Source organism: Pseudomonas sp. LBUM1659 (assembly GCF_059716045.1).
The window spans coordinates 4,873,411-4,894,710 of record NZ_CP166797.1 but is presented as its reverse complement, the minus strand read 5'-3'; the positions used below and the strand labels follow the sequence as shown (position 1 = coordinate 4,894,710).

At 59.4% G+C, this 21,300-nt stretch carries 23 protein-coding genes and 1 pseudogene; 15 read left to right on the top strand and 9 right to left on the bottom strand.

The features are described 5' to 3' along the window. Nucleotides 1-61: 61 nt before the first annotated feature. Nucleotides 62-1,021 (top strand): YihY/virulence factor BrkB family protein, encoded by a 960-nt coding sequence (locus tag ACA048_RS22215; protein WP_497626299.1) that lies wholly within the window; start codon nucleotides 62-64, stop codon nucleotides 1,019-1,021. After that, nucleotides 1,018-1,557, top strand: a complete 540-nt coding sequence (gene def, locus ACA048_RS22210; protein WP_497626298.1) for a peptide deformylase — start codon at nucleotides 1,018-1,020, stop codon at nucleotides 1,555-1,557. The genes ACA048_RS22215 and def overlap by 4 nt, the downstream gene beginning before the upstream one ends. 140 nt (nucleotides 1,558-1,697) lie before the next feature. On the opposite strand, the gene ACA048_RS22205 is transcribed toward def, so the two are convergent. Next, a complete protein-coding gene (locus ACA048_RS22205) occupies nucleotides 1,698-2,117 on the bottom strand; it encodes a GNAT family N-acetyltransferase (protein WP_497626297.1) in 420 nt (139 codons plus the stop codon). 338 nt (nucleotides 2,118-2,455) lie between these two features. Between ACA048_RS22205 and ACA048_RS22200 the strand changes: the two genes are divergently transcribed. From ACA048_RS22200 to ACA048_RS22185, 4 genes are all read left to right on the top strand, one after another. Beyond that, on the top strand, nucleotides 2,456-3,397 hold the full coding sequence (locus ACA048_RS22200; RefSeq protein ID WP_497626296.1) for a fatty acid desaturase: 942 nt from the start codon (nucleotides 2,456-2,458) through the stop codon (nucleotides 3,395-3,397). 44 nt (nucleotides 3,398-3,441) lie between these two features. Beyond that, entirely contained in the window at nucleotides 3,442-4,233 is a 792-nt protein-coding gene (locus ACA048_RS22195) for a phosphate/phosphite/phosphonate ABC transporter substrate-binding protein (RefSeq protein WP_497626295.1), read from the top strand. 116 nt (nucleotides 4,234-4,349) lie between these two features. Continuing rightward, nucleotides 4,350-4,883, top strand: coding sequence for a sigma-70 family RNA polymerase sigma factor (locus ACA048_RS22190; protein ID WP_497626294.1), 534 nt, complete (start codon nucleotides 4,350-4,352; stop codon nucleotides 4,881-4,883). Continuing rightward, nucleotides 4,880-5,893, top strand: coding sequence for an ABC transporter substrate-binding protein (locus ACA048_RS22185; RefSeq protein ID WP_497626293.1), 1,014 nt, complete (start codon nucleotides 4,880-4,882; stop codon nucleotides 5,891-5,893). Before ACA048_RS22190 ends, ACA048_RS22185 begins: the two co-directional genes overlap by 4 nt. A 32-nt stretch (nucleotides 5,894-5,925) precedes the next feature. Here the strand turns inward: ACA048_RS22185 and ACA048_RS22180 are convergent, their stop codons facing one another. The 3 genes and pseudogenes from ACA048_RS22180 to gntR all read right to left on the bottom strand — a co-directional run bounded on the left by ACA048_RS22180 (nucleotide 5,926) and on the right by gntR (nucleotide 7,897). Continuing rightward, nucleotides 5,926-6,558: a glutathione S-transferase family protein gene (locus ACA048_RS22180; RefSeq protein ID WP_497626292.1), complete on the bottom strand. Its 633-nt coding sequence runs from the start codon at nucleotides 6,556-6,558 to the stop codon at nucleotides 5,926-5,928. Between the two features lie 38 nt (nucleotides 6,559-6,596). After that, a pseudogene (locus ACA048_RS22175) lies at nucleotides 6,597-6,677 on the bottom strand (chlorhexidine efflux transporter); the annotation flags it as partial. A 188-nt stretch (nucleotides 6,678-6,865) separates the two neighbouring features. Then, on the bottom strand, nucleotides 6,866-7,897 hold the full coding sequence (gene gntR / locus ACA048_RS22170; RefSeq protein WP_497626291.1) for an HTH-type transcriptional regulator GntR: 1,032 nt from the start codon (nucleotides 7,895-7,897) through the stop codon (nucleotides 6,866-6,868). A 215-nt stretch (nucleotides 7,898-8,112) separates the two neighbouring features. Here gntR and ACA048_RS22165 point away from each other — a divergent pair, with 215 nt between their 5' ends. Beyond that, nucleotides 8,113-8,646, top strand: coding sequence for a gluconokinase (locus tag ACA048_RS22165; protein WP_497626290.1), 534 nt, complete (start codon nucleotides 8,113-8,115; stop codon nucleotides 8,644-8,646). 82 nt (nucleotides 8,647-8,728) lie between these two features. After that, nucleotides 8,729-10,081, top strand: a complete 1,353-nt coding sequence (locus tag ACA048_RS22160) for a GntP family permease (RefSeq protein ID WP_497626289.1) — start codon at nucleotides 8,729-8,731, stop codon at nucleotides 10,079-10,081. Nucleotides 10,082-10,251: 170 nt separating this feature from the next. Here ACA048_RS22160 and alaC read toward each other — a convergent pair whose 3' ends face one another. After that, nucleotides 10,252-11,463 (bottom strand): alanine transaminase, encoded by a 1,212-nt coding sequence (alaC, locus tag ACA048_RS22155; protein WP_497626288.1) that lies wholly within the window; start codon nucleotides 11,461-11,463, stop codon nucleotides 10,252-10,254. Nucleotides 11,464-11,602: 139 nt separating this feature from the next. On the opposite strand from alaC, the gene ACA048_RS22150 reads away from it, so the two are divergent. The 3 genes from ACA048_RS22150 (at nucleotide 11,603) to ACA048_RS22140 (ending at nucleotide 13,621) form a co-directional block, all read left to right on the top strand. Next, nucleotides 11,603-12,265, top strand: a complete 663-nt coding sequence (locus tag ACA048_RS22150) for a LysE family translocator (RefSeq protein ID WP_497626287.1) — start codon at nucleotides 11,603-11,605, stop codon at nucleotides 12,263-12,265. A gap of 66 nt (nucleotides 12,266-12,331) precedes the next feature. Next, nucleotides 12,332-12,817 (top strand): GyrI-like domain-containing protein, encoded by a 486-nt coding sequence (locus tag ACA048_RS22145; protein WP_497626286.1) that lies wholly within the window; start codon nucleotides 12,332-12,334, stop codon nucleotides 12,815-12,817. A 315-nt stretch (nucleotides 12,818-13,132) separates the two neighbouring features. After that, nucleotides 13,133-13,621 (top strand): GNAT family N-acetyltransferase, encoded by a 489-nt coding sequence (locus ACA048_RS22140; RefSeq protein ID WP_497626285.1) that lies wholly within the window; start codon nucleotides 13,133-13,135, stop codon nucleotides 13,619-13,621. A gap of 149 nt (nucleotides 13,622-13,770) precedes the next feature. Here the strand turns inward: ACA048_RS22140 and ACA048_RS22135 are convergent, their stop codons facing one another. Next, nucleotides 13,771-14,256, bottom strand: coding sequence for a GNAT family N-acetyltransferase (locus ACA048_RS22135; RefSeq protein ID WP_497626284.1), 486 nt, complete (start codon nucleotides 14,254-14,256; stop codon nucleotides 13,771-13,773). Nucleotides 14,257-14,397: 141 nt separating this feature from the next. Between ACA048_RS22135 and ACA048_RS22130 the strand changes: the two genes are divergently transcribed. From ACA048_RS22130 to ACA048_RS22120, 3 genes are all read left to right on the top strand, one after another. After that, nucleotides 14,398-14,823 (top strand): YybH family protein, encoded by a 426-nt coding sequence (locus tag ACA048_RS22130; protein ID WP_497626283.1) that lies wholly within the window; start codon nucleotides 14,398-14,400, stop codon nucleotides 14,821-14,823. 67 nt (nucleotides 14,824-14,890) lie between these two features. After that, nucleotides 14,891-15,235 (top strand): YciI family protein, encoded by a 345-nt coding sequence (locus ACA048_RS22125; RefSeq protein WP_497626282.1) that lies wholly within the window; start codon nucleotides 14,891-14,893, stop codon nucleotides 15,233-15,235. 125 nt (nucleotides 15,236-15,360) lie between these two features. Next, nucleotides 15,361-16,596 (top strand): RNA polymerase sigma factor, encoded by a 1,236-nt coding sequence (locus ACA048_RS22120; protein ID WP_497626281.1) that lies wholly within the window; start codon nucleotides 15,361-15,363, stop codon nucleotides 16,594-16,596. A gap of 95 nt (nucleotides 16,597-16,691) precedes the next feature. On the opposite strand, the gene ACA048_RS22115 is transcribed toward ACA048_RS22120, so the two are convergent. Next, entirely contained in the window at nucleotides 16,692-17,546 is an 855-nt protein-coding gene (locus ACA048_RS22115) for a LysR family transcriptional regulator (protein WP_497626280.1), read from the bottom strand. Between the two features lie 90 nt (nucleotides 17,547-17,636). On the opposite strand from ACA048_RS22115, the gene ACA048_RS22110 reads away from it, so the two are divergent. Continuing rightward, on the top strand, nucleotides 17,637-18,074 hold the full coding sequence (locus ACA048_RS22110) for a multidrug/biocide efflux PACE transporter (protein ID WP_497626279.1): 438 nt from the start codon (nucleotides 17,637-17,639) through the stop codon (nucleotides 18,072-18,074). A 58-nt stretch (nucleotides 18,075-18,132) separates the two neighbouring features. Here the strand turns inward: ACA048_RS22110 and ACA048_RS22105 are convergent, their stop codons facing one another. Next, complete coding sequence (locus ACA048_RS22105; protein WP_497629916.1) at nucleotides 18,133-19,605, bottom strand: inorganic phosphate transporter; 1,473 nt, start codon at nucleotides 19,603-19,605, stop codon at nucleotides 18,133-18,135. 420 nt (nucleotides 19,606-20,025) lie between these two features. Beyond that, nucleotides 20,026-21,048: a transporter gene (locus tag ACA048_RS22100; protein WP_497626278.1), complete on the bottom strand. Its 1,023-nt coding sequence runs from the start codon at nucleotides 21,046-21,048 to the stop codon at nucleotides 20,026-20,028. Between the last annotated feature and the right edge of the window lie 252 nt (nucleotides 21,049-21,300).

Sequence of the window (21,300 nt, the reverse complement as noted above, 5' to 3'; positions counted from 1 at the left end):
TAGAAAACGGCCCCTGAGTCGCCATGACTTACTCCCGATCTTGCGGCGAAAGGAGACGCTAATGATTTTCCCGGACATGAAAGGTCTGCCCCTGCACCGTGTGATGATGCGCACGGTCACCGAGTTCATCGACGATGAAATGTCGACCTATGCCTCGGCGCTGGCCTATCAGATGTTGTTCTCGTTGTTCCCCTTCATCCTGTTTCTGATTGCGCTGATCGGTTTCCTGCACCTGCCGGATTTTTTCTCCTGGCTGCGCCTGCAATCGGAACTGGTCTTGCCGCCCCAGGCGCTGGAACAGGTCAACCCGGTGATTGACCAGCTCCAGCAATCCAAGGGGGGCTTGCTCTCGGTGGGTATCGTTATTGCGCTGTATACCGCCTCTGCCGGTGTGCGGCTGATGATGAGCGCCATGAACGCGGCCTACGATGTGGTCGAAGGCCGGCCGGCGTGGAAGCGTTTTCCGTTGTCGATCATCTACACCGTTGGCATCGCCGGGATGCTGCTGATCGCCGCCGCGCTGATGGTGCTCGGTCCGCAGTTGATGGGCTGGATCGCCGCGCAAGTCGGTCTCGAAGACTTCATCGTGACCCTCTGGACGATCGTGCGGTGGCCGGTGGTGGTGATTCTGCTGATGGTCGCGGTGGCGCTGATTTATTACGTCATGCCCGACGTCAAACAGGAGTTTCGCTTTATCACCCCAGGGTCGGTGCTGGCGGTGGTGGTGTGGATTTGCGCGTCCGTGGGCTTCGGTTTGTACGTCAAGGAGTTCGCCAACTACAACGCCATGTATGGCAGTATCGGCGCGATCATCGTGCTGTTGCTGTACTTCTACATTTCCGCCGCGGTGCTGTTGCTCGGCGCGGAGATGAATGCGGTGATCGAGCACATGTCGAGCGAGGGCAAGGACCCCGGCGAGAAGGTCCCAGGCGAGCACGGCCATGACCATCAAAAACACCACGTTTCGGGACTGGGGCGCGATCACTCGGTCCATCCCTCCACTGACGAAGTCATCAAATGATCCGTGAAATTCTGAAAATGGGCGATGAGCGCCTGCTGCGCGTTGCCCCGCCGGTTCCGGCCGAGATGTTCGACAGCCCCGAGTTGTGGCAGTTGATCGACGACATGTTCCAGACCATGGAAAGCGTCGGTGGCGTCGGCCTGGCTGCGCCGCAGATTGGTGTCGACCTGCAACTGGTGATCTTCGGTTTCGAACACAGTGAACGGTACCCGGATGCCGAAGCCGTGCCGCAAACCATTCTGATCAATCCGCTGATCACGCCGTTGAGTCCTACGCTGGAGGAGGGTTTTGAAGGTTGCCTGTCCGTGCCGGGCCTGCGCGGCGCCGTGGAGCGCTACCAGCAGATTCGCTACGAAGGTGTCGACCCCAAGGGCCAGCCCATCGTGCGCATCGCTTCAGGGTTCCATGCGCGTGTGGTGCAGCATGAATGCGATCACCTGATCGGCCGTTTGTACCCGTCGCGGATTACCGACTTCAGCAAGTTCGGGTTTACTGAAGTGATGTTCCCGGACCTGGATCCGAACGCCGACGACTAAGCATCCACCGCCAACCCCTGTAGGAGCCGGGCTTCCCCGCGATGAGGTCGGCACATTCAACATGGATGTTGTCAGACAGATTGCTATCGCGGGCAAGTCGAATCGTCGCACCGCCGGCTCCCACAGGGATCTCTGTGTATTCAGGTTGTGTGCGGTTCCAGCCCCATGGCAATCATCGGCTTGCTACGCGCATAGCGGTTCAACCGTTCAACCATGGCATAGGGCATCTGCGGATCGAAGGCAAAGCCGCGACGTTCATAAAAATCACGCAAATCCGGATGGCAAAACAGCCACACCGGCAGTTCAAGGTCCTTGACCGCCGTGGCGATCAACGCGCCCGCAACCCCTTGTTCGCGACAGGCCGGATCAACAAACAAGCCCGTCAGCCAATGCCCGCCCGCTACCGGCCGCAAGCACAATGCACCGACGATTTCTTTGCGCCGTGCGACCCACAATTGAGCATCGCGCACGGCTTTCATCGACGATTGGTGGGCGCGATAGAACTTGTTCATTAACGGCCATAACGGCTCGTCGAGTAAGGTGTACTGGGTGTCGGGCATGGGGCTGGACTGTCGGTGTGCAAAGCAGGCGATTATAAAAGAACACGCGCGCAGGGATAGGTGTATACCTGATCTCACATCCCGTATGAGTGGAGTACGCATCATGTCCAAAGGTATGGATTCGAAGAAAGCAGCGAAGAAAAAGCCGGCGAAAACCGCCATCGAAAAGCGCGCGGACAAGAAGGCCAAGAAGGTGGATGTGTTCGGTCATTGATCCCGCGTCAAGGGAGCCCGGCAATCGGGCTCCTGCTGCACGTCTAACGATATAAGCAAATAATCTGCAAGATTTCCCAGGGCTGTTGCACAGAAGGGAACTGGTTCCCGATCTGAGCAACGCCATGCCCCATTACTTTGATAGCGCCCACCGAGAAGAAATCGAAACCCTGAGTCAACGCCTGACTGCCCGAACCGAATGGCCGACCTGGCTGTTGTTGATCAGCGTGTACGGCGGCTGGTTCAGCCTTGTTCTGGCGAGTGACCGACTGGGGCTGTGGTGGAGCAGTGTATTGCTGATTCCACTGCTGGTGCTGTGGTTGTCGGTACAGCACGAATTGTTGCACGGTCACCCGACCCGCTGGACATCGCTGAACAAAATCCTCGGCTACGCGCCGTTCGCCGTCTGGTTTCCCTACACCCTGTATCGCGACAGCCATCTGTTGCATCACCGTGACGAAGACCTGACCCTTCCGGGGCGCGATCCTGAAAGCCGGTACCTGAGCGCCGAGCAGTGGCAGGGCAGTTCGCTGTTCGAGCAGGGCCTGCACTGGCTGAACAAAACCGTCCTCGGTCGTTTTGTTCTCGGCGCACCGCTGGCGTTGCTGGCGCTGGCCCGGGAAGAAGGGCAGCGATTGAAAGCTGGCCAGCGACAGGCATGGTTGATGTGGCTGACCCATGGCGCACTGACCTTGCTGATGCTTGCGTTCATCGCCCGTTATAGCGTGCTGCCGGTGTGGCATTACCTGTTGCTGATCAGCGTGCCCGCGCTGTCGATTGCGATGATTCGCTCCTACTATGAACATCGTCCCCACGCTTCTCCTGAGCAACGTACTGTGATCAACGAAGCGGCCTGGCCATGGCGCTGGCTGTTCCTGAACCTCAACTTTCACCTCGTGCATCATGATTTGCCGGGGTTGGCCTGGTACGACTTGCCGCGTGCTTACCAGGCGCGTCGCGAGCTATGGATTGCGCGCAGTGGCGGATTTCTGGTGCGGGGGTATGGCCCGTTGTGGCGCGACCATGGGATCAAAGCCATCGACAGCCCACAGCATCCGTTCCACTGATTTTTTTTGGATCAACACTAACCCCTGTTGTCTGGAAAATTTTGATGACACAACACATTGCCGAATTGCTGATGTATGTCGCCCCAGAGCCGATCCGCCAGGCCAGCGAACGCTGGCTGACGCGCATTCTCGAACGGCTCGGTAGCGATCGTCTTGATGGCAAAGACCTGTCACTGACGGACCTCTGGCTCTCCCCGCATCTGCTGCTGACCCAAACCTGCGGCTACCCGCTGATGACAGCGTTGCGCGGTCAGGTCCGGGTGATCGGGCGGCCTCGTTATGAACTGCCGGACAGCAGCGGTGGCAGCCATTGCAGCCTGCTGTTGAGGCGCGCCGATGATCCTCGGCGCACCTTGCCTGACTTTCGCAACAGTCGTGGCGTTATCAATGGCGAAGACTCCAACAGCGGCATGAACCTGTTGCGCCATCGACTGGCGCCGCTGCACCGCGACGGACAGTTCTTTGCCAGTGTCGCCATCAGCGGCAGTCACCGCGAAAGCCTGCGCTGGCTGCGTGAAGATCAAGCGGATCTGGCGGCCATCGACAGCGTGACCTTTGCTTATCTGGCGCAACATGCCCGCGAAGAAGTCGCCGGCCTGCACGTCGTTGCCCGCAGCGCGTTCAGTCCGACCTTGCCGTATATCTCGGCCACCGGGATGAGCGATGAACAGGCTGAGCACCTGCTGAGCGTGATGAATCAGACCTTGAGCGAACTGCCCGACGTGGTCGAAATCCTCGGGTTAAAGGAAGTGCTGCCTGCCAGCGAAATCGATTATCAGATCGTCCTCGACTATGAGCGAGAAGCGGAAAATCTCGGCTACAGTCGTTTGCGCTGAAATTACAGAAAAGAATATAAAAATGCATTTTAAGTATTATTAAAGAATAAGGCTCCTTGTTAGGATCGCGCCACCGGATCACCGGACATTCAGCGAACCTAACCCTTGGAGCCTCTATGTCCGGCACCGACGACTCCCATCGTAATCATGTGGGCGGATTGTTCCGCGCTCATTACCCTTGGCTGTGCGTACGCTTGCGCCAGTATTTGGGAAGCGGCGCCAGTGTCGAAGACATTGCCGCCGACACCTTCATGCAATTGCTCGAATCCCCCAGCCTGACGCCTATTCGTGAGCCGCGCGCCTTGCTCACCACGATCGCCCGCAGACGGGTTTATGAGCTCTGGCGCCGCCGCGATCTGGAGCGTCAGCACCTCGAACGGCTACCGCAAACAGACCTTGTTCATGGGCCATCGCCTGAAGATTTACTTCAGCTGTCGCAAACCCTGAACAGTCTGGACCGTACCCTCGAGCGACTTCCGGGCAAGGTCAGGGCGACCTTCCTGCTGTCGCGCGTCGACGGCTTCACCTATCCGCAAATCGCCGCCGAGCTGGGCATTTCCCTGCGATCGGTCAGCGTTTACATGACCCGCTCCCAGGCACTGTGCGCCCAGCACAGCGCCAACCAACCCTTGACCCAGAGGTCCGCATGAGATCAATCAAAACCCTGCTCGGCAGTTCGCTACTGGCGCTGAGCCTGGTGGCTAGCCATGTTCCTGCGGCGCAAAAAGCTGCGCCCATCCACTTCGGCGACATCACCTGGGAGAGCGGTAGCCTGATCACCGAAATCCTGCGGCTGATTGTCGAGAAAGGGTATGGCTACCCGACCGACACGTTGCCGGGCAGCACCGTTAGCCTCGAAGCAGCGCTGGCCAAGAACGACATTCAGGTGATCGGCGAAGAGTGGGCCGGGCGCAGTCCGGCGTGGGTCAAGGCGTCTGCCGAGGGCAAGGTGTTTGGGTTGGGCGACACGGTCAAAGGCGCCACCGAAGGGTGGTGGGTGCCGGAATACGTGATCAAGGGCGACCCGGAACGTGGTATCAAGCCGCTGGCTCCGGAATTGAAGTCTGTCGCTGATCTGGCGAAGTACAAGGATGTGTTTCGCGACCCGGAAGACCCGAGTCGCGGCCGCTTCCTCAACAGCCCCACCGGTTGGACCTCGGAGATCGTCAACAGCCAGAAACTCAAGGCTTACGATCTGACCGCCAGCTACGTCAACTTCCGCACCGGCTCCGGTGCGGCACTGGATGCCGAGGTCGCTTCATCGATCCGCCGTGGCAAACCGGTGCTGTTCTACTACTGGTCGCCGACGCCACTGCTGGGACGTTTCAAACTGGTGAAACTTGAAGAGCCGCCGTTCGACGCTGAAGCCTGGAAAACCCTGGCCGATGCGAACAACTCGAGCCCCAAGGGCACGCGCTCGATGCCGGCCAGCCTGGCCATTGGCGTGTCAGCGCCGTTCAAGGCGCAGTACCCGGACCTGGTGGCGTTCTTTGAAAAAGTCGATTTGCCGATCGATCTGCTGAACCAGACGCTGGGGCAGATGAGCGAAAAACGTCTGCATCCGCGTGAGGTGGCTCAGGCGTTTTTACGGGAGCAGCCGCAGGTGTGGAAGGTTTGGGTGCCGGGGGAGGTGGCTACCAAGGTGAGTGCAAGCTTGTAATTTGTCGCGGCGCCTGTTCCATCGCCGCGCAGTCATGCCAGGCCGTTACAGCCGTGTTTGAGGAAGCCCTGGCGTTGTGCCAGGCGTTGGAAATATTCGTCGATGGCGGGGAAGTCGGGCCGTTCCATCGGGGTCATCAGCCAGCGGTTGACGGACAGCCCGACGACAATGTCGGCCAGCGTAAAGTGAGGCCCGGCGACATAGGCTTTGGTGGTCGCGAGTTGATGTTCGAGGATGGCCATTTTCTGGTTCCAGCCGCGCAAGCCGACCGCAATCCGGTGCGGGTCCTGAAACTCTGGATCCTTGCGCACCAATGCGGTAAACGCGTAGCTCCAGGCGGGATTGAGCTCGGTGGCTTGCCAGTCCATCCACTGTTCCACCCGTGCACGCGCTGCCGGGTCGTGAGGCAGCAGATCAGTGTTTTGGTGTTTGCCGGCCAAGTAGCGGCAGATGGTATTGGACTCCCACAACACGCCGGCGTCATCGATGATTACCGGCACCTGCGCATTGGGGTTGAGCCTGAGAAACTCCGGCGCATGAGTTGACGCATAACCGCTGCCCCAGTCCTCGCGTTCGTAGGGCACGTCCAGTTCCTCACAGGTCCACAGGACCTTTCTGACGTTGATGGAGGACGCTTTGCCGAGAATTTTCAGTGCATGTGTCATTGAGCTACTCCGTTAGCGATTCGACGCTTCAGGCATCACCAAGCGATCAACGGGATGAGGAACACTATCAAGGTTAGTTGAAAACCCACGGCATGGGCGATGCGCTGCTTGACGGCGCGGGTGACGATATCGAACGGCTGAATGACCTGTGGCGAGGGCGCTTGCTCCCGCTCGGGTGCGCAGCAGCCGCAAAGCGTTGAATGCAGTGTGCCTGACGGAGCGTCTGCGTCTGGCTTTGGGGCCGCTTCGCCCGAGCGCGGACCGGCCCGCGGGAGCAAGCTCCCTCGCCACAGGGGGAAACATATACTCAGGTGCTTTCCCGGATTTTCAGTTCAAACCCCATGTCCTGCACTGGTTTAGCCACCGCATTCCCCGCCAGCAACGTTAACATCAACTCCGCCGAACGCCGGCCAATCGCCTCGCGCGGGGTGTTGATGCTGCTCAGGCGCGGCACCATGTACGCCGAGGCCGGCAGGTCGTTGAAGCCGAGGATGGCGACTTGTTCCGGGATCCTGATCCCGCAGCGCATGGCTTCAAGCAGTGCGCCCTGGGCCAGGTCGTCGTTGCCAAAGAAGATCGCATCGACATCGGGATGACTGGCCAGCAGTTGCAGAAACAGCTCGCCGCCTAATCCAACGGAGGAGGCGCGCGGGGTCAGCACTTCCAGATCCGGGTCGTACAAACCGGCTTTTTGCAGGGTTTTGCGGAACCCTTCGCCGCGCAGCAAAGTGCGCTGGTCCAGCTGCGCGCCGATGTAGGCCAGGCGCTTGCGGCCGCGTGACAGTAAATGTTCAGCCGCTGTTTCGCCGGCGGCCAATTGCGAGAAGCCCACGCAATTCACGCCTGCCGCACTGTCCAGTTCCATCATGTAGACACACGGGATGTTGCTCGCCTCGATCATCCGCCGCGAGCTTTCCGTGCGGTCGAAACCGGTCAGCAGCAAACCGCGAGGCTGGTACGCCATGTAATTGCGCAGCAGGTTTTCTTCTTCATCGCGCGAGTAGTGGAAGTTGCCGATCAGCACCTCGAAGCCCTTGGGGCGAAGCACCTGATGAATGGCTTCCAGCGTATCGATGAACAACAAGTTGGACAGCGACGGCACCAAAACCACTACGGAATGGCTCTGCGCCGAGGCCAAGGCGCGGGCGGCGGGGTTGACCACGTAGTTGAGTTCAAGCGCGGCTTTCTGGACTTTTTCTACCAGTTCCGTGGCCACAGTGCTGACACCGCGCAGGGCGCGAGAGGCGGTGATCGGGCTGACACCGGCAAGGCGAGCAACTTCGCTCAACGTGGGACGGCCAGTGGTGCGTGTATTTTTATCGTTTTTAGAAGAGGTCATCGGGCGGCTTGCCAAACAAAATTCAAGGCACTAAGGTAGCGCTGTCCCGAAGCAGCTGCAAATGCGTAAGCGAGTTTTGCCTGAACCTCGCTTTTCGGCATTGGGAACGAACATGCTGCAACCCACAAAAATGACAAGAAGGCGTCGGCATCTTCTACTTTTGGTCTAGTGTCATAACTGGCAAAGGTAGCGCTGTCTGCGCGCTGAGGTGTTACATGAATCATTCCATCACCGCCCTGGTCATCATGGGCGTTGCCGGTTGCGGCAAGACATGCGTCAGCGAGGCCTTGTGCCAGCTCAGCGGCGCCACTGCCATTGAAGGCGATACTTTCCACCCTGCCGCCAATATCGAAAAGATGAGCGCGGGTATCCCCCTGAACGACCAAGACCGCGCCGGCTGGCTCGACAGCCTGTGTGATGAACTGCGCCGCGTCGACGCCAAGGGCGAACGTCCGGTGCTGACCTGCTCGGCCCTCAAGCACAGTTACCGCGAAGTGTTGCGCAGCGCCTTGCCGGGCCTGGGCTTCGTATTCCTGGAGTTGACCCCCGAAGTCGCCGCCGAGCGTGTGTCGCATCGGCCGGGCCACTTCATGCCATCGACCCTGATCGACAGCCAGTTCGCCACCCTCGAATCCCCCGTTGGCGAGCCGTTGACCCTGGCGCTGGATGCATCGACCTTCAGCGTCGAGCAACTGGCATCGCAGGCGCATATCTGGTGGCAGGCTCACGGCCTGAAACACGCCGTATGAGTGTTGCCGAAAAAGATAGCGCTGTCCTGATGGCTTTCGAATTACCCGCTTTAATAACAACAACAACCAGGAGACACCCCTAATGTTTGGCATGTCCCACGAGACGTTCCTGCTGCTCGATGCAGTGGTCACGGTGATCGGGCTTATCGTCCTGATCACCAAGTTCAAGTTCCACCCGTTTATTGCCCTGATCATTGCAGCAGCCTTTCTCGGGCTGACCTCCGGCATGCCAGTCGGTACCATCATCAAGGCGTTCCAGGACGGCTTCGGTGGGGTGCTCGGTTTTGTCGGGATCATCCTGGCGCTGGGCACCATGCTCGGCAAAATGATGGCCGAGTCGGGCGGGGCGGATCAGATTGCCCAGACCCTGATTCGCGCGTTCGGCAAGGACAAAGTGCAGTGGGCGATGATGTTCGCGGCCTTCCTGGTCGGTATTCCGCTGTTCTTCGAAATCGGTTTTGTGCTGCTGATTCCGCTGGTGTTCATCGTCGCGCGCCGCACTGGCGTGTCGATCATCAAGATCGGTATCCCGCTGCTGGCCGGTCTGTCCGCCGTGCACGGTCTGGTTCCGCCGCACCCGGGTCCGTTGCTGGCCATCGGCGTGTTCGGTGCCGACATCGGTAAAACCATTCTGTACGGTCTGATCGTCGCGCTGCCAACGGCCATCATTGCCGGCCCGATCTTCGGTACGTTCATTGCCAAGTACATCCCTGGTCATCCGAATCAGGAACTGGTGGATCAACTGGCGCACGAGCCTGAAACGGCAAACCTGCCAAGCTTCAGTATCACGCTGATCACTGTGCTGCTGCCGGTGCTCCTGATGTTGCTCAAGACCTTTGCCGACGTGGTGCTGCCTGAAGGCAATTTCGCACGCTCCTTCATGGACCTGATCGGTCACCCGATCGCGGCGTTGCTGTTGGCGCTGCTGCTGTCGCTGTACACCTTCGGTCACCGTCAGGGCGTCGACTCGAAACGCATTCTGAAATGGCTCGATGCGAGCCTCGCGCCGACTGCCGCGATCATTCTGATCATTGGTGCCGGTGGTGGCTTCAAGCAGATGCTGGTGACCAGCGGTGTGGGTGACGTGATCGGCCACATGGCGGTGAATGCACAGATCTCGCCGATTCTGTTGGCGTGGCTGGTGGCGGCGGTGATTCGCGTGGCAACCGGTTCGGCCACTGTGGCGACCATTACCGGCGCGGGCATTGTGGTGCCGGTGGTGGGGATGATTCCGGGTGTTAACCGTGAGCTGCTGGTGTTGGCCACCGGTGCCGGTTCGTTGGTCCTGTCTCACGTCAACGACGCGGGTTTCTGGCTGGTGAAGCAGTACTTCAACATGACCGTGGCGGAAACCTTCAAGACCTGGACCGCGATGGAAACCATCCTGTCCGTGGTTGCGCTGGGCTTTATCTTGCTGCTGTCGATGTTCGTTTAAGCGACACCGCAGGTGGTGACACAACTTTTGTGATCGCCACCAAACAAATGTGGGAGCGGGCCTTTGTAGGAGCCGGGCTTGCCCGCGATGGCATCAACTCGGTCTGACGGTAAACCGAGTTGTCTGCATCGCGGGCAAGCCTGGCTCCTACAAAAGCTTCGTGTCAGGCATCAGGATTTGGTGGCTAACCCATCCGCCCTGAACATCCCGCGAATCCCGCGCACAGCCTGACGAATCCGGTCCTGGTTTTCGATCAGCGCGAAGCGCACATGGTCATCCCCGTACTCACCAAACCCCACACCCGGCGAAACACACACCTTGGCCTCGGCCAGCAGTTTCTTGGCGAATTCCAGCGAGCCCAGGTGCGCATAAGCCTCGGGAATTTTGGCCCAGACGTACATCGACGCTTTCGGGTTTTCGACCATCCAGCCCAGTTCGTGCAGGCCTTTGGCCAGCACGTTGCGCCGCTGGCGATACTGTTCGGCGATGTCTTTGACGCATTGCTGATCGCCCTCCAACGCCGCAATCGCTGCGACTTGCAACGGGGTGAACGTGCCGTAGTCGTGATAACTCTTGATCCGCGCCAGGGCGTTGACCAGTTCCGGGTTGCCGACCATGAAGCCGATTCGCCAACCCGCCATGTTGTAGCTCTTGGACAGGGTGAAAAACTCCACCGCAATGTCCTTGGCGCCCGGCACTTGCATGATCGACGGGGCTTTCCAGCCGTCGTAGACGATGTCGGCGTAGGCCAGGTCGTGCACCACCAGTACGTCGTACTGCTTGGCGAGGGCGATCACGCGCTCGAAGAAATCCAGTTCCACGCATTGTGCGGTGGGGTTGGACGGGAAGCCGAGGATCATCATTTTCGGTTTCGGGATCGAGCCGCGAATTGCCCGCTCCAGCTCGGCGAAGAAGTCCACGCCTGGAATCAGTGGCACCGAGCGCACCTGGGCGCCGGCAATTACGGCACCGTAGATGTGAATCGGATAACTCGGGTTCGGTACCAGTACGGTATCGCCCTGATCCAGGGTAGCCAGCATCAAGTGCGCCAGGCCTTCCTTGGAACCGATGGTGACAATGGCTTCGGTTTCCGGGTCGATGTCGACCTCGTAGCGATCCTTGTACCAATTGGAAATCGCCCGGCGCAGACGCGGAATGCCTTTGGACGTCGAGTAACCGTGGGTGTCTTCGCGCTGGGCGACGGTCACCAGTTTTTCGACGATGTGCGGCGGCGTCGGGCCGTCAGGGTTGCCCATGCTCAAGTCGATGATGTCTTCGCCACGACGACGGGCGGCCATCTTCAGCTCGGCAGTGATGTTGAAAACGTAAGGGGGGAGTCGATCTATGCGCGCAAAGCGGCGCGGCGAACCTTGTTCGGCCATTGTTGCCTCGGATAACGTAAGCGCCCGGAACCGTCCGAGCGACGCTGGCCACTGCGGTGGCCTGTTGCGGAAGATAAGGGCAGTCGTGGCACACTGTCCAGCGAGTGTGTAAACAAATTTTTCCGAAGGAAATCGGTTGATGGAATTTAGCAGCGGCTTCTTGCTGAGCCTTTCGTTGTGCCTGGATATCGGCGTGGCCAATATCGCGATGATCACCCTGGCCATGCAACGCGGCTATTTTCAGGGCTTTGCGCTGGGGTTGGGGACTTGTGTCGGCGACCTGATCTACGCGGTGCTGGCGCTGGCGGGCATGACCGTTTTGTTGCAATACGAAACCGTACGCTGGGTCCTGTGGATTGGCGGTTCAGCGTTACTGGTGTATTTCGCGGCAAAGATGATCTATTCGGCGATTCACCACGAAGCGGTATTGGCGCAAGCCGACGAGGTGGGGCAGAACTCCCATCGCAAAGAATTTTTCCGCGGGATCTTCCTCGCCATGTCCTCGCCCAGCGCCATTCTGTGGTTTGCGGCGGTGGGCGGTACGCTGATCGCCCGTTCCGGCGGCGGTGGTGCCCTCAGTTCAGCGCTGTTTCTCGGCGGATTCCTCTGCGCCGGTTTGCTCTGGAGCGCGGGTTTATGCTTTGCAGCGAGCCACGGCGGCAAGTTGCTGGGTGACAAACTGCTGCGTTATTCCTACATGGCATCGGCGGCGATCTTCTGCTATTTCGCGGTCTACGTGATCCTGTCGGGTTATAACGAGTTTGTTGGTACGGCGGCCGTCGAACAGTTGCACGCCCTGTAACTGGGCGAATCGGGTTTGGCTTCTATACTCCCAGCCGAACCCATTTTTAAGCTCAGGAGATGAGTCATGGATGAGCAAACAAGCGCCGAAGTAACGGAACCACGCTTCGAACACGGACACTTCCTGCTGATCGCAGGGCTTGGTGGACAATTTACCCAACAGACCACCGCAGGCATTCCCGCGCTCTGGGAAAAATTCATTCCTGAGATTGGCAAGATTCCCGGGCAAAAAGGCGAAGTAACCTACGGCATCTGCTGCAATCCAGATGGCAAAGGCGGATTTGAATACATCGCCGGCGTCGAGATCGACAAACTCGACGACCTGCCAGAGAAGTACCGCTGGGTCGAGGTTCAACCTCAGCGTTACGCAGTATTCGAGCACAAGGGATCACTGGACAAGTTGCCCGCCACTTTTCAGTACATCTGGAAAACCTGGCTGCCACAGTCCGGTAAAGAGGCGGCAGACGCCCCGGAGTTCGAACGCTACAGCGAAGACTTCAACCCGAAGCTCAACACCGGCAAGCTGGAAATCTGGCTGCCAATCAAGCCGTGAACACCGCGAGAGGCGGACCGCGTGTCCGCCTCTCGCCGGGTCATTTACCTTGCTTCATTCGGCGCGCCCGCATCAGGTCGATCGACAAGGTGACGAAGCCAAACGTGCTAATGCCCAACAGCATAAGAAGACCGATCTGAACGCTGCTCATGGTGTGTTCCCCCTATTGATGTCCTGAGACCGGGTCCATCAATAATCCGAACCTTCGAGCAATGAAAGCGCCTATACGCAGGCTTTACGGCGCCGACGGTGATCGATATGAACACCTTATTCATCTATGATTCGCAGCCTTTCCCACGCTGATTCCGAGCCGCCATGAACACCGTCATCCGCAACGTCACTCCCGCTGATCTGGACCGCTGCTACGCCATCGAAACCGTTGCCTACGAAGGTGACGAGGCGGCCACCCGCGAGAAAATCGCCACCCGCATCGCCACTTGGCCCGAGGGTTTCATCGTGGCCGAAGTGGATGGCGTGGTAGCCGGTTTCATCAATTCCGGTGCGGCGTTTCAGGTGGAGATGTCGGACGAAGCGTTCAAGGAACTGATCGGCCATGACCCGGCCGGCCCGCATGTGGTGATCATGTCGGTGGTGGTGCACCCGGACTATCAGGGGCTGGGGCTGGCGAAACAATTGATGAGTGAATTCATTGAGCGGATGCGCGCACTGGGCAAGACCAACATCCACCTGATGTGCAAGGAACGGCATATCCCGCTGTACGCCGGGTTTGGTTTTGCCTACATCAAACCGTCGGCCTCAGACCATGGCGGGATGGCGTGGCATGAGATGGTTCTCGATTTATAAATCCACCGAAAGTCCCTTGTGGGAGCGGGCTTGCTCGCGAATGCGGTGTATCAGTCAATTGTGAAGTCGACTGACACACCGCATTCGCGAGCAAGTCGAATCGTCGCACCGCCGCTCCCACATTGGTTTGGTGTTGAGTCAGTTGGGCCTCAGAAAACCAGGCCCATTCGCCGCTCATACCCAATCCGGCCCTTGTAGGCTTCGCCGCTGTCGACCCAGCCAAATTTTGCATAAAGCGCGATGGCCGATTCGTTATCCGCATCCACCGACAATTCCAGCCCCTTTATCTCCGGAAACGCCAGACGCGCCACCTCGGGCAGCGCTTGCAGGCAAGCCTTGCCATACCCTTTGCCTTGAGCACGCTGATCGACTTGCAACGCATGCAAAGTAGCGCTGTGTTCATCGGCCCAGGCCGGTAATACGGGCGGACGCTTGAGCAGCAGGAAAGCCACCGGAACCTCATCGACCAGAAGTGCAAATCCTTTGACGCCGGGGCCGGGTTTGGACAGCAAGGTGTGCAACGCACCATGAATGTCGCCGCTGAATTTTATTTGTTCCTGGTGAACTTCGATGGCCTCGACCTGCTGGCGCTGGCGCGCGTTCAGGCTTTCGTAAGGCACGAGACGGGTTGTCACTGGAGTGTCCTTTTCCCACATGAATGAGCCTCGGATTCTAGCGAGTTTGCGCCGACGGATTATTTTTATTTCGGCTGTCGATCTGGCTTTTTGCCGAACGACTAAGGGGTGTCTTCCCAACAAAAACCACGGAGAACCACCATGAGCGCTACACACGAAATCCAGACCCTGATCGACACTTACCGTGAGGCAGTCATCGCCAAGGACGTCGACAGAATCATGGCCCTGTATGCCGACGACATCGTCTCTTACGACGCGGTCAAAGCCTTGCAATTTCGCGGCAAGGCCGCCTACCGCACGCATTGGCTGGAGTGCATGGAAATGTGCCAGGGCCCGCACAAGTTCGACTTCGACCATATGAACATCGTGGCAGACGAGCACATCGCCTTCGCCCATTGGCTGGCCCATTGCGGTGGCGCCAATGACAAGGGCGAAACCCAGGCCTGCTGGATGCGCGTGACCGCCTGCTACCGCCGCGACGCCGGGCAATGGCGCATCGTCCACGAACACTGGTCAGCCCCGTTCGACATGGTCAGCGGCACTGCACTGTTCAATCTGGAGCCCTGATCGTCGGGAATTTCGCCAACGCGTCAATCTGCAGCCATAGTTGATTCGTTCGATTCAGGAGAGCCACATGAAATACCTATGCCTGGTCTACAGCAACGAGCACACCTTGCACTCGCTGCCCGAGAGCCCGAACGACGCCGAGTGCATCGCCTACGCTGAGTCGATTCAGGGGAGTGGCCGGATGGTCGCGGCCGAGGCGCTGGAGTCAGTGCAGACCGCCACCACCGTGCGCATGCGTAACGGCAAGATGTCGATCACCGACGGCCCGTTCGCCGAAACCAAGGAGCAATTGGCCGGTTTCTACCTGATCGATGCCAGGGACCTCAATGAAGCGCTCCAGGTCGCCGGCAACATCCCGGCGGCCCGCGTCGGCTGTGTCGAGGTACGTCCCGTTCGCCAGTTGAATGCTTGAATGACAACGACCAAAAAGGGGGCCTGCATGAGTCCGCAATCGGCTGAAAGAAAGACTGCCAAACTCCAGTTATCCATCAGTCGCTTGATCGAGGAAACACTGGTCACCGAAGGCATACCGGACTGATGCCTGGCGCCTCGGTGCAGGCCCGGGTCGAGCAGGTTTACCGCGAAGACTCGCGGCGGATCCTCGCGACGCTGATTCGTTTACTCGGCGATTTTGACCTCGCCGAAGAGGCCCTGCACGAGGCCTTTTTCGTGGCAGTGGAGCGTTGGCAGCGTGACGGCGTGCCGGATAATCCGCGCACCTGGCTGGTGTCCACCGGGCGCTTCAAGGCGATTGATGTGTTGCGCCGGCGCGCGCGATTTGCAGCGTCCCGGCCGTTGCTGATTGCGCAGGCAGAGGCGCTGGAGCAGGCCGACTGGAGTGAAGAAGACGTGGAAGACGATCGCCTGCGCCTGATCTTCACCTGCTGCCACCCGGCACTTGCAGCGGACGCTCAAGTGCCACTGACCTTGCGCGAAGTCTGCGACCTGACCACTGAAGAAATCGCCCGGGCGTTTCTCTCGGCGCCCGCCACCATCGCTCAGCGCATCGTGCGGGCGAAGGCGAAAATTCGTGATGCGAAAATCCCTTATCAAGTGCCGACACTGGCGCAATTGCCCGAGCGCCTCGACAGCGTGTTGCGGGTGATTTACCTGGTGTTCAACGAAGGTTACTCGGCGTCCATCGGTATTGAAGTGACGCGTGAGGATCTGACGCGCGAGGCGATTCGGCTGGGGCGGTTATTGATGGACTTGTTGCCGGAATCGGAGGTGATAGGGCTGCTGGCGTTGATGCTGCTGCACGAGTCTCGCCGCCTGGCCCGGACGTCGCCTGACGGTGAATTGATCGTGCTGGATGAGCAGGACCGTTCGTTGTGGGATGCAGGGATGATTGCTGAAGGGTGTGCGCTGGTGGAAGCGGCGCTGACCACCGGGCGGTTCGGACCGTATGGCCTGCAAGCGGCGATTGCGGCCGTGCATGCCGAAGCACCCTCGGCGGCGGAAACGGACTGGCAGCAGATCGTCGGTTTGTATGATGTGCTGCTGGCGGCAGTGCCTTCGCCGGTGATCGAGTTGAATCGCGCGGCGGCGATCTCCCGAAGGGATGGGCCGTTGGCGGGGCTGACGTTGGTTGAGGCGATTTTGAATCGGGGCGAATTGCAGGATTACCACTTGGCCCACTCGGCGCGGGCGGAGTTTTGTCGGCAGTTGGGACGGGTGGAAGAGGCGCGGGCGGCGTATGAACGGGCGCTGGAGTTGACGCAGCAAGTGCCGGAGCGGCGGTTTCTCGAAGCACGGATGAAGGCTTTGATGTGAGTTTGAGGGCCTCTTCGCGGGCAAGCCACGCTCCTACAGGATTGGCGCTAAACCTGTGGGAGCGTGGCTTGCCCGCGATAAGGGCCGAAGGACCTTCATTCCAGCATCTTGCCCAGCAGCCAGCTCCCCGCCGGCCCCGGTGGATGCTGGCGCGACCACAGCGCATCGACAAACACCGGTTTCGGCCAGCCGCGCACTTGAAGTTCCTGCAACGAGCCCTTGCCAAACCGCTCCACCAGCCACCGTGGCAAGGGCGCCCAGCCGAATCCGCCCTGGGCCATTTCCAGCAACATCAAATAGCTCGGCGCCGACCAGACGCGACCCTTTGCCCGGCTTTCATACGGATTGACGATGGTAGCCAGACGCAGTTCACGGTGCTGTTGCAGCACGTCCTGATCGATATGATCGAGTGTCGCCAATGGATGCGCAGGGGAGACGAACAGCGCGATGTCCGTGCGTTCGTCGACGGTTGAACTGACCAGATCCGGCGGATAGCTGTCCTGCATTTCAGCGAAAGCCACCTGCGCCCGACCCCGTTGCACCAGTGCAATCAAGTCATCGCACTCGGCAATCAGGCATTCGAGTTCCAGGTCCGGGTAGCGTTGCTCGAACGCACCGAGCGCGGCTTCGAAGCGATCGGATTGATAGGTGTCGGAAATCGCCACGGTCAGTTTTGGCTCGACGCCTTGTGACAGCTGGCTGGCGGTGATTTCCAGCCGACTGGTGGCGGCCAGAATCTCTTCGGCCCGTTGCAGCATCACATGCCCGACCGGGGTCAGGCTGGGTTTGCGGCTGCTGCGGTCGAAGAGCACCAGGTTCAAATCGATTTCCAGACTGGCCACCGCCGCGCTGATGGTCGACTGGCTGCGCCCCAGTTTGCGCGCCGCTGCGGAAAACGAGCCTTGGGTCGCCGCCTGAACAAAGGCCAGCAACACTTCGTGAGACGCCATGAACTATCGCCTTGATCGATGGTTATTGGTTATGAAGTATCGGTGTGGCGAGTGATCATGGCAACCACCGTCACTCAGAGGAGTCTGGCCATGAGCGTCAACAAATCCACCACTGAACGTATTTTCCAGGCCGTCGGATTCGAACTGCTGGCCATCCTGATCTGTACCCCATTACTGGCCTGGATCATGGACAAACCGATGCTCGACATGGGCGTCGTCACCATGGCAATCGCGGCCCTGGCCCTGGCCTGGAACGTGGTTTTCAACGGTCTGTTCGACCGCGTGCTCAAGCGCTACGAGATGGCTCACACCGTGTGGGTCCGGGTTGTCCATGCGTTGCTGTTTGAGGGCGGTCTGGTCGCGGTCGGTGTGCCGCTGATTGCCTGGTGGCTGAAGATCGGCCTGTGGGAAGCGTTCCTGCTCGACATCGGTGTGCTGCTGTTTTTCCTGCCGTACACGTACATCTACCACTGGGTATACGACGTGGTGCGGGAGCGGATGGTGACGCGCACTGTTTGCGAAGGATGAACGTGTTGAGCGGGCTGATAATCAGCCCGCAGCTTTCAATTTTCGGTATTGAGGCCGATCAAAACAGTTGGGTGAATAACCAGTACAAGCTGCCTGACAACAGGATCGCCGCCGGCAAGGTCAGCACCCAGGCCATCAGCAAGTTACGGATGGTCGTCATCTGTAAACCGCCACCGTTGGCGACCATGGTCCCGGCCACACCCGACGACAACACGTGGGTGGTCGACACCGGCAGGCCGAACATATCCGCCGCGCCAATCGTCAACATGGCCACGGTTTCCGCCGAGGCCCCCTGAGCGTAGGTCAGGTGGGTTTTGCCAATCTTCTCGCCGACCGTCACCACGATGCGCTTCCAGCCCACCATGGTGCCCAAGCCGAGCGCAATCGCCACGGCGATCTTGACCCACAACGGAATAAACCGCGTGGAGTTATCGATCTGCTGCTTGAACAATTGCAGCTTGGCACTGGTGTCGGCGTCGAAGTTACCGACCTTGTTCTTGTCCATCAGGCGAATGGTTTCGCTGGTCAGGTACATGTCGTTACGCACATTACCCACAGCCTCGGCTGGCACTTGGGACAGCGAGCCGTAACCCTTGACCTGAGCGCCGATGCTGCCGGTGAGGGCGGCGAGCGCCGGCACCAGTTGCGGCGTCGCTTCCTTGCTGCGCACGTAGTCAGACAGCACCGGACGCGGGTCGGCCGGGGCCAGTTGCGGCGCAGCCTTGACCAATGCTTGCTGGGTCACCTCGGCCACCGCGGCAAACTGCAGCGCCTGGTCGGCCGGCATGGCGCGGTTCAGCGCGTAGGCCATGGGCAGTGTGCCGACCAGAATCAACATGATCAGGCCCATGCCTTTCTGGCCATCGTTGGAGCCATGGGCAAACGACACGCCGGTGCAAGTCACAATCAACATGCCGCGAATCCACCACGGAGGCGGGGTGTTGCCTTCGGGGGCCTTGTACAGCGAGCGATTTTTGACGAATGCGCGCAGGGCCAGCAACAGCAAGGCGGCGAAACCAAAACCGACCAGCGGCGAGAGCAGCAACGCATAACCGATCTTGGTCGCCTGAGCCCAGTCCACACCGCTGGTGCCGTCACGGCCGTGCATCAGGGCATTGGCCACGCCGACGCCGATGATCGAGCCGATCAGCGTGTGCGAAGACGAGGCCGGCAAGCCCAGCCACCAGGTGCCGAGGTTCCACAGGATCGCGGCGATCAACAGGGCGAAGATCATGGCGAAACCGGCGGAGGAGCCGACTTGCAGAATCAGTTCCACCGGCAACAAGGCAATGATGCCGAACGCCACCGCGCCGCTGGACAGCAGCACGCCGAGGAAGTTGAAGAACCCGGACCAGGCCACCGCGAAATTTGGCGGCATGGAGTTGGTGTAGATCACCGTCGCCACGGCGTTGGCGGTGTCGTGGAAACCGTTGACGAACTCAAAGCCGAGGGCGATCAGCAGCGCCACGCCTAGCAGCAAATACGGGGTCCAGGTGGTCACCACTGTGCCGATTTCTTTCACGTCGCGCATCAGGCTATAAGCGGTGAACAGCAAGCCGATGGCCAGCACGCCGAAAAAAATCACCAGCGTGAACGCGCTGTGTTTTTTGTCGAACTGTGGCCTGGCGCTGCTGGCGGGTGCCTGAGCAGTGGCGGAGAAGGAAGGCGTAGCCATACCGGACAATCCTGAGGAGGGAGGTGTAACCGTAATGGTCGTTGCTATTTGTTACAGGGAGACTGCTCCAAGTCAGGGTTTGGGTTTTTTGCTTATCCGTTAATCAGAATTCACCGCCAATCCTTTGGCCAGGCACGACCTGTGGGGAGGGAGCTTGCTCCCGCTGGGCAGCGAAGCGGCCCCCGACATTCTTTCAGTCAAACTGTGCTTGCAGATTTTGCGACTGCTTCGCAGCCGAACGGGAGCAAGCTCCCTCGCCACAGGAGAAGAGTGTGCTCAATAATCCTGGCGCTTACGAAACGCCCAACGTCCTGCAATGACGGTAAACGTTGCGACCAGCGCCACCAGAATCCAGAACCCTTCCGGGTCACCCGACAGCGGCACCCCGCCGACATTCATGCCAAAGAAACCGGCAATGATGTTGATCGGCAGCGCCAGCACCGTCACCACTGTCAGGGTGAACAGGGTGCGGTTGCTCTGTTCATTGAGGTTGGCGGCGATTTCTTCCTGCAACAGTTTGATCCGCTCACCCAGCGCCGTGAGGTCGTTGATGATCAACGCAAACTCCTCGGTAGACTTGCGCAGTTCCTTGACGTCCTCCTTTTGCAGCCATTGCGGCGGACGATTAAGCAGGCGCAGCAACGAACCCGGCTCCAGCGCCAGCAAGCGTTGCAGACGCACCAGCACCCGACGGTTGGCGCCCAGTTCGGCACGGTTGGTCGACAGCCGCGACGACAACAACTCATCTTCGATCTGATCGACACTCAGGCTGGTCTTGCGCACGATTTGCGTCAGCACTTCGCCCTGATCGCGCAGCAGATGCACGAGCAATTCCAGTGGCGAGCGAAAACATTCACCGGCCTTCACCGAGGAGCGCAGCTTGTCCACCGAGTGCAGTGGTTGCAGGCGCGCGCTGATGATCAGCCGACTGCGGGCGCACACCCACAGCGTCGAGACATCCGAGGAGATCATGCTGCTGAGGTTGAACACCACATCGTTGACCACCGCCAGCAAGGCTGAATCCACATGCTCGATGCGTGTCGAGCGCGAACCTTCGTGCAACGCTTCGAAAAACTCGTCCGGCAGCTCCAGGTGACTCTTCATCCAGCGCTCGCACGCGGCGTGGGCCAGGTTCAAATGCAGCCAGAGGAACTCTTCGCTGTCGTCCGGTTGTTGCAGGCATTGCAGCGCCTTGGCCGAATCGATCTCTCGACCACGTTCACCGGGGTGAAAAACGAATCCATACAGCAGGCCAAACAGGTCCGGGTCGCGATGGCTTTGGTCGATGCTGTGGTTCATGAGTGCTCGCAAGGGAGGCGCCTGTCGCGGGTTTTACAGGTTCACTTGAGCCGCATCATCGCAAGGATTTTTGACATTTTTGTGACAGACCAATGAAGGCTAAATAGTGGCTCTACCGATGGTCGGATTTGATTAAAGAACCGCTCTGGCACGCCGATCTCGCTTACGTTAACGTGCGCGCCTTTGGCCACGAGCCAAGGTCGCAGACAGGGATGTCCGGACACTTTTCACGCCATGTCACGGCGTGTCTCA

Coding starts and splice junctions, on each gene's coding strand:
- ACA048_RS22110 (WP_497626279.1), top strand. CDS start 17,637: ATGAGCGTCAACAAATCCACCACTGAACGTATTTTCCAGGCCGTCGGA.
- ACA048_RS22195 (WP_497626295.1), top strand. CDS start 3,442: ATGACACAACACATTGCCGAATTGCTGATGTATGTCGCCCCAGAGCCG.
- ACA048_RS22200 (WP_497626296.1), top strand. CDS start 2,456: ATGCCCCATTACTTTGATAGCGCCCACCGAGAAGAAATCGAAACCCTG.
- ACA048_RS22190 (WP_497626294.1), top strand. CDS start 4,350: ATGTCCGGCACCGACGACTCCCATCGTAATCATGTGGGCGGATTGTTC.
- ACA048_RS22180 (WP_497626292.1), bottom strand. CDS start 6,558: ATGACACATGCACTGAAAATTCTCGGCAAAGCGTCCTCCATCAACGTC.
- ACA048_RS22145 (WP_497626286.1), top strand. CDS start 12,332: ATGGATGAGCAAACAAGCGCCGAAGTAACGGAACCACGCTTCGAACAC.
- ACA048_RS22120 (WP_497626281.1), top strand. CDS start 15,361: ATGCCTGGCGCCTCGGTGCAGGCCCGGGTCGAGCAGGTTTACCGCGAA.
- ACA048_RS22150 (WP_497626287.1), top strand. CDS start 11,603: ATGGAATTTAGCAGCGGCTTCTTGCTGAGCCTTTCGTTGTGCCTGGAT.
- ACA048_RS22160 (WP_497626289.1), top strand. CDS start 8,729: ATGTTTGGCATGTCCCACGAGACGTTCCTGCTGCTCGATGCAGTGGTC.
- ACA048_RS22140 (WP_497626285.1), top strand. CDS start 13,133: ATGAACACCGTCATCCGCAACGTCACTCCCGCTGATCTGGACCGCTGC.
- gntR (WP_497626291.1), bottom strand. CDS start 7,897: ATGACCTCTTCTAAAAACGATAAAAATACACGCACCACTGGCCGTCCC.
- ACA048_RS22185 (WP_497626293.1), top strand. CDS start 4,880: ATGAGATCAATCAAAACCCTGCTCGGCAGTTCGCTACTGGCGCTGAGC.
- ACA048_RS22205 (WP_497626297.1), bottom strand. CDS start 2,117: ATGCCCGACACCCAGTACACCTTACTCGACGAGCCGTTATGGCCGTTA.
- ACA048_RS22105 (WP_497629916.1), bottom strand. CDS start 19,605: ATGCGCGACGTGAAAGAAATCGGCACAGTGGTGACCACCTGGACCCCG.
- alaC (WP_497626288.1), bottom strand. CDS start 11,463: ATGGCCGAACAAGGTTCGCCGCGCCGCTTTGCGCGCATAGATCGACTC.
- ACA048_RS22165 (WP_497626290.1), top strand. CDS start 8,113: ATGAATCATTCCATCACCGCCCTGGTCATCATGGGCGTTGCCGGTTGC.
- ACA048_RS22115 (WP_497626280.1), bottom strand. CDS start 17,546: ATGGCGTCTCACGAAGTGTTGCTGGCCTTTGTTCAGGCGGCGACCCAA.
- ACA048_RS22130 (WP_497626283.1), top strand. CDS start 14,398: ATGAGCGCTACACACGAAATCCAGACCCTGATCGACACTTACCGTGAG.
- ACA048_RS22125 (WP_497626282.1), top strand. CDS start 14,891: ATGAAATACCTATGCCTGGTCTACAGCAACGAGCACACCTTGCACTCG.
- ACA048_RS22100 (WP_497626278.1), bottom strand. CDS start 21,048: ATGAACCACAGCATCGACCAAAGCCATCGCGACCCGGACCTGTTTGGC.
- ACA048_RS22215 (WP_497626299.1), top strand. CDS start 62: ATGATTTTCCCGGACATGAAAGGTCTGCCCCTGCACCGTGTGATGATG.
- def (WP_497626298.1), top strand. CDS start 1,018: ATGATCCGTGAAATTCTGAAAATGGGCGATGAGCGCCTGCTGCGCGTT.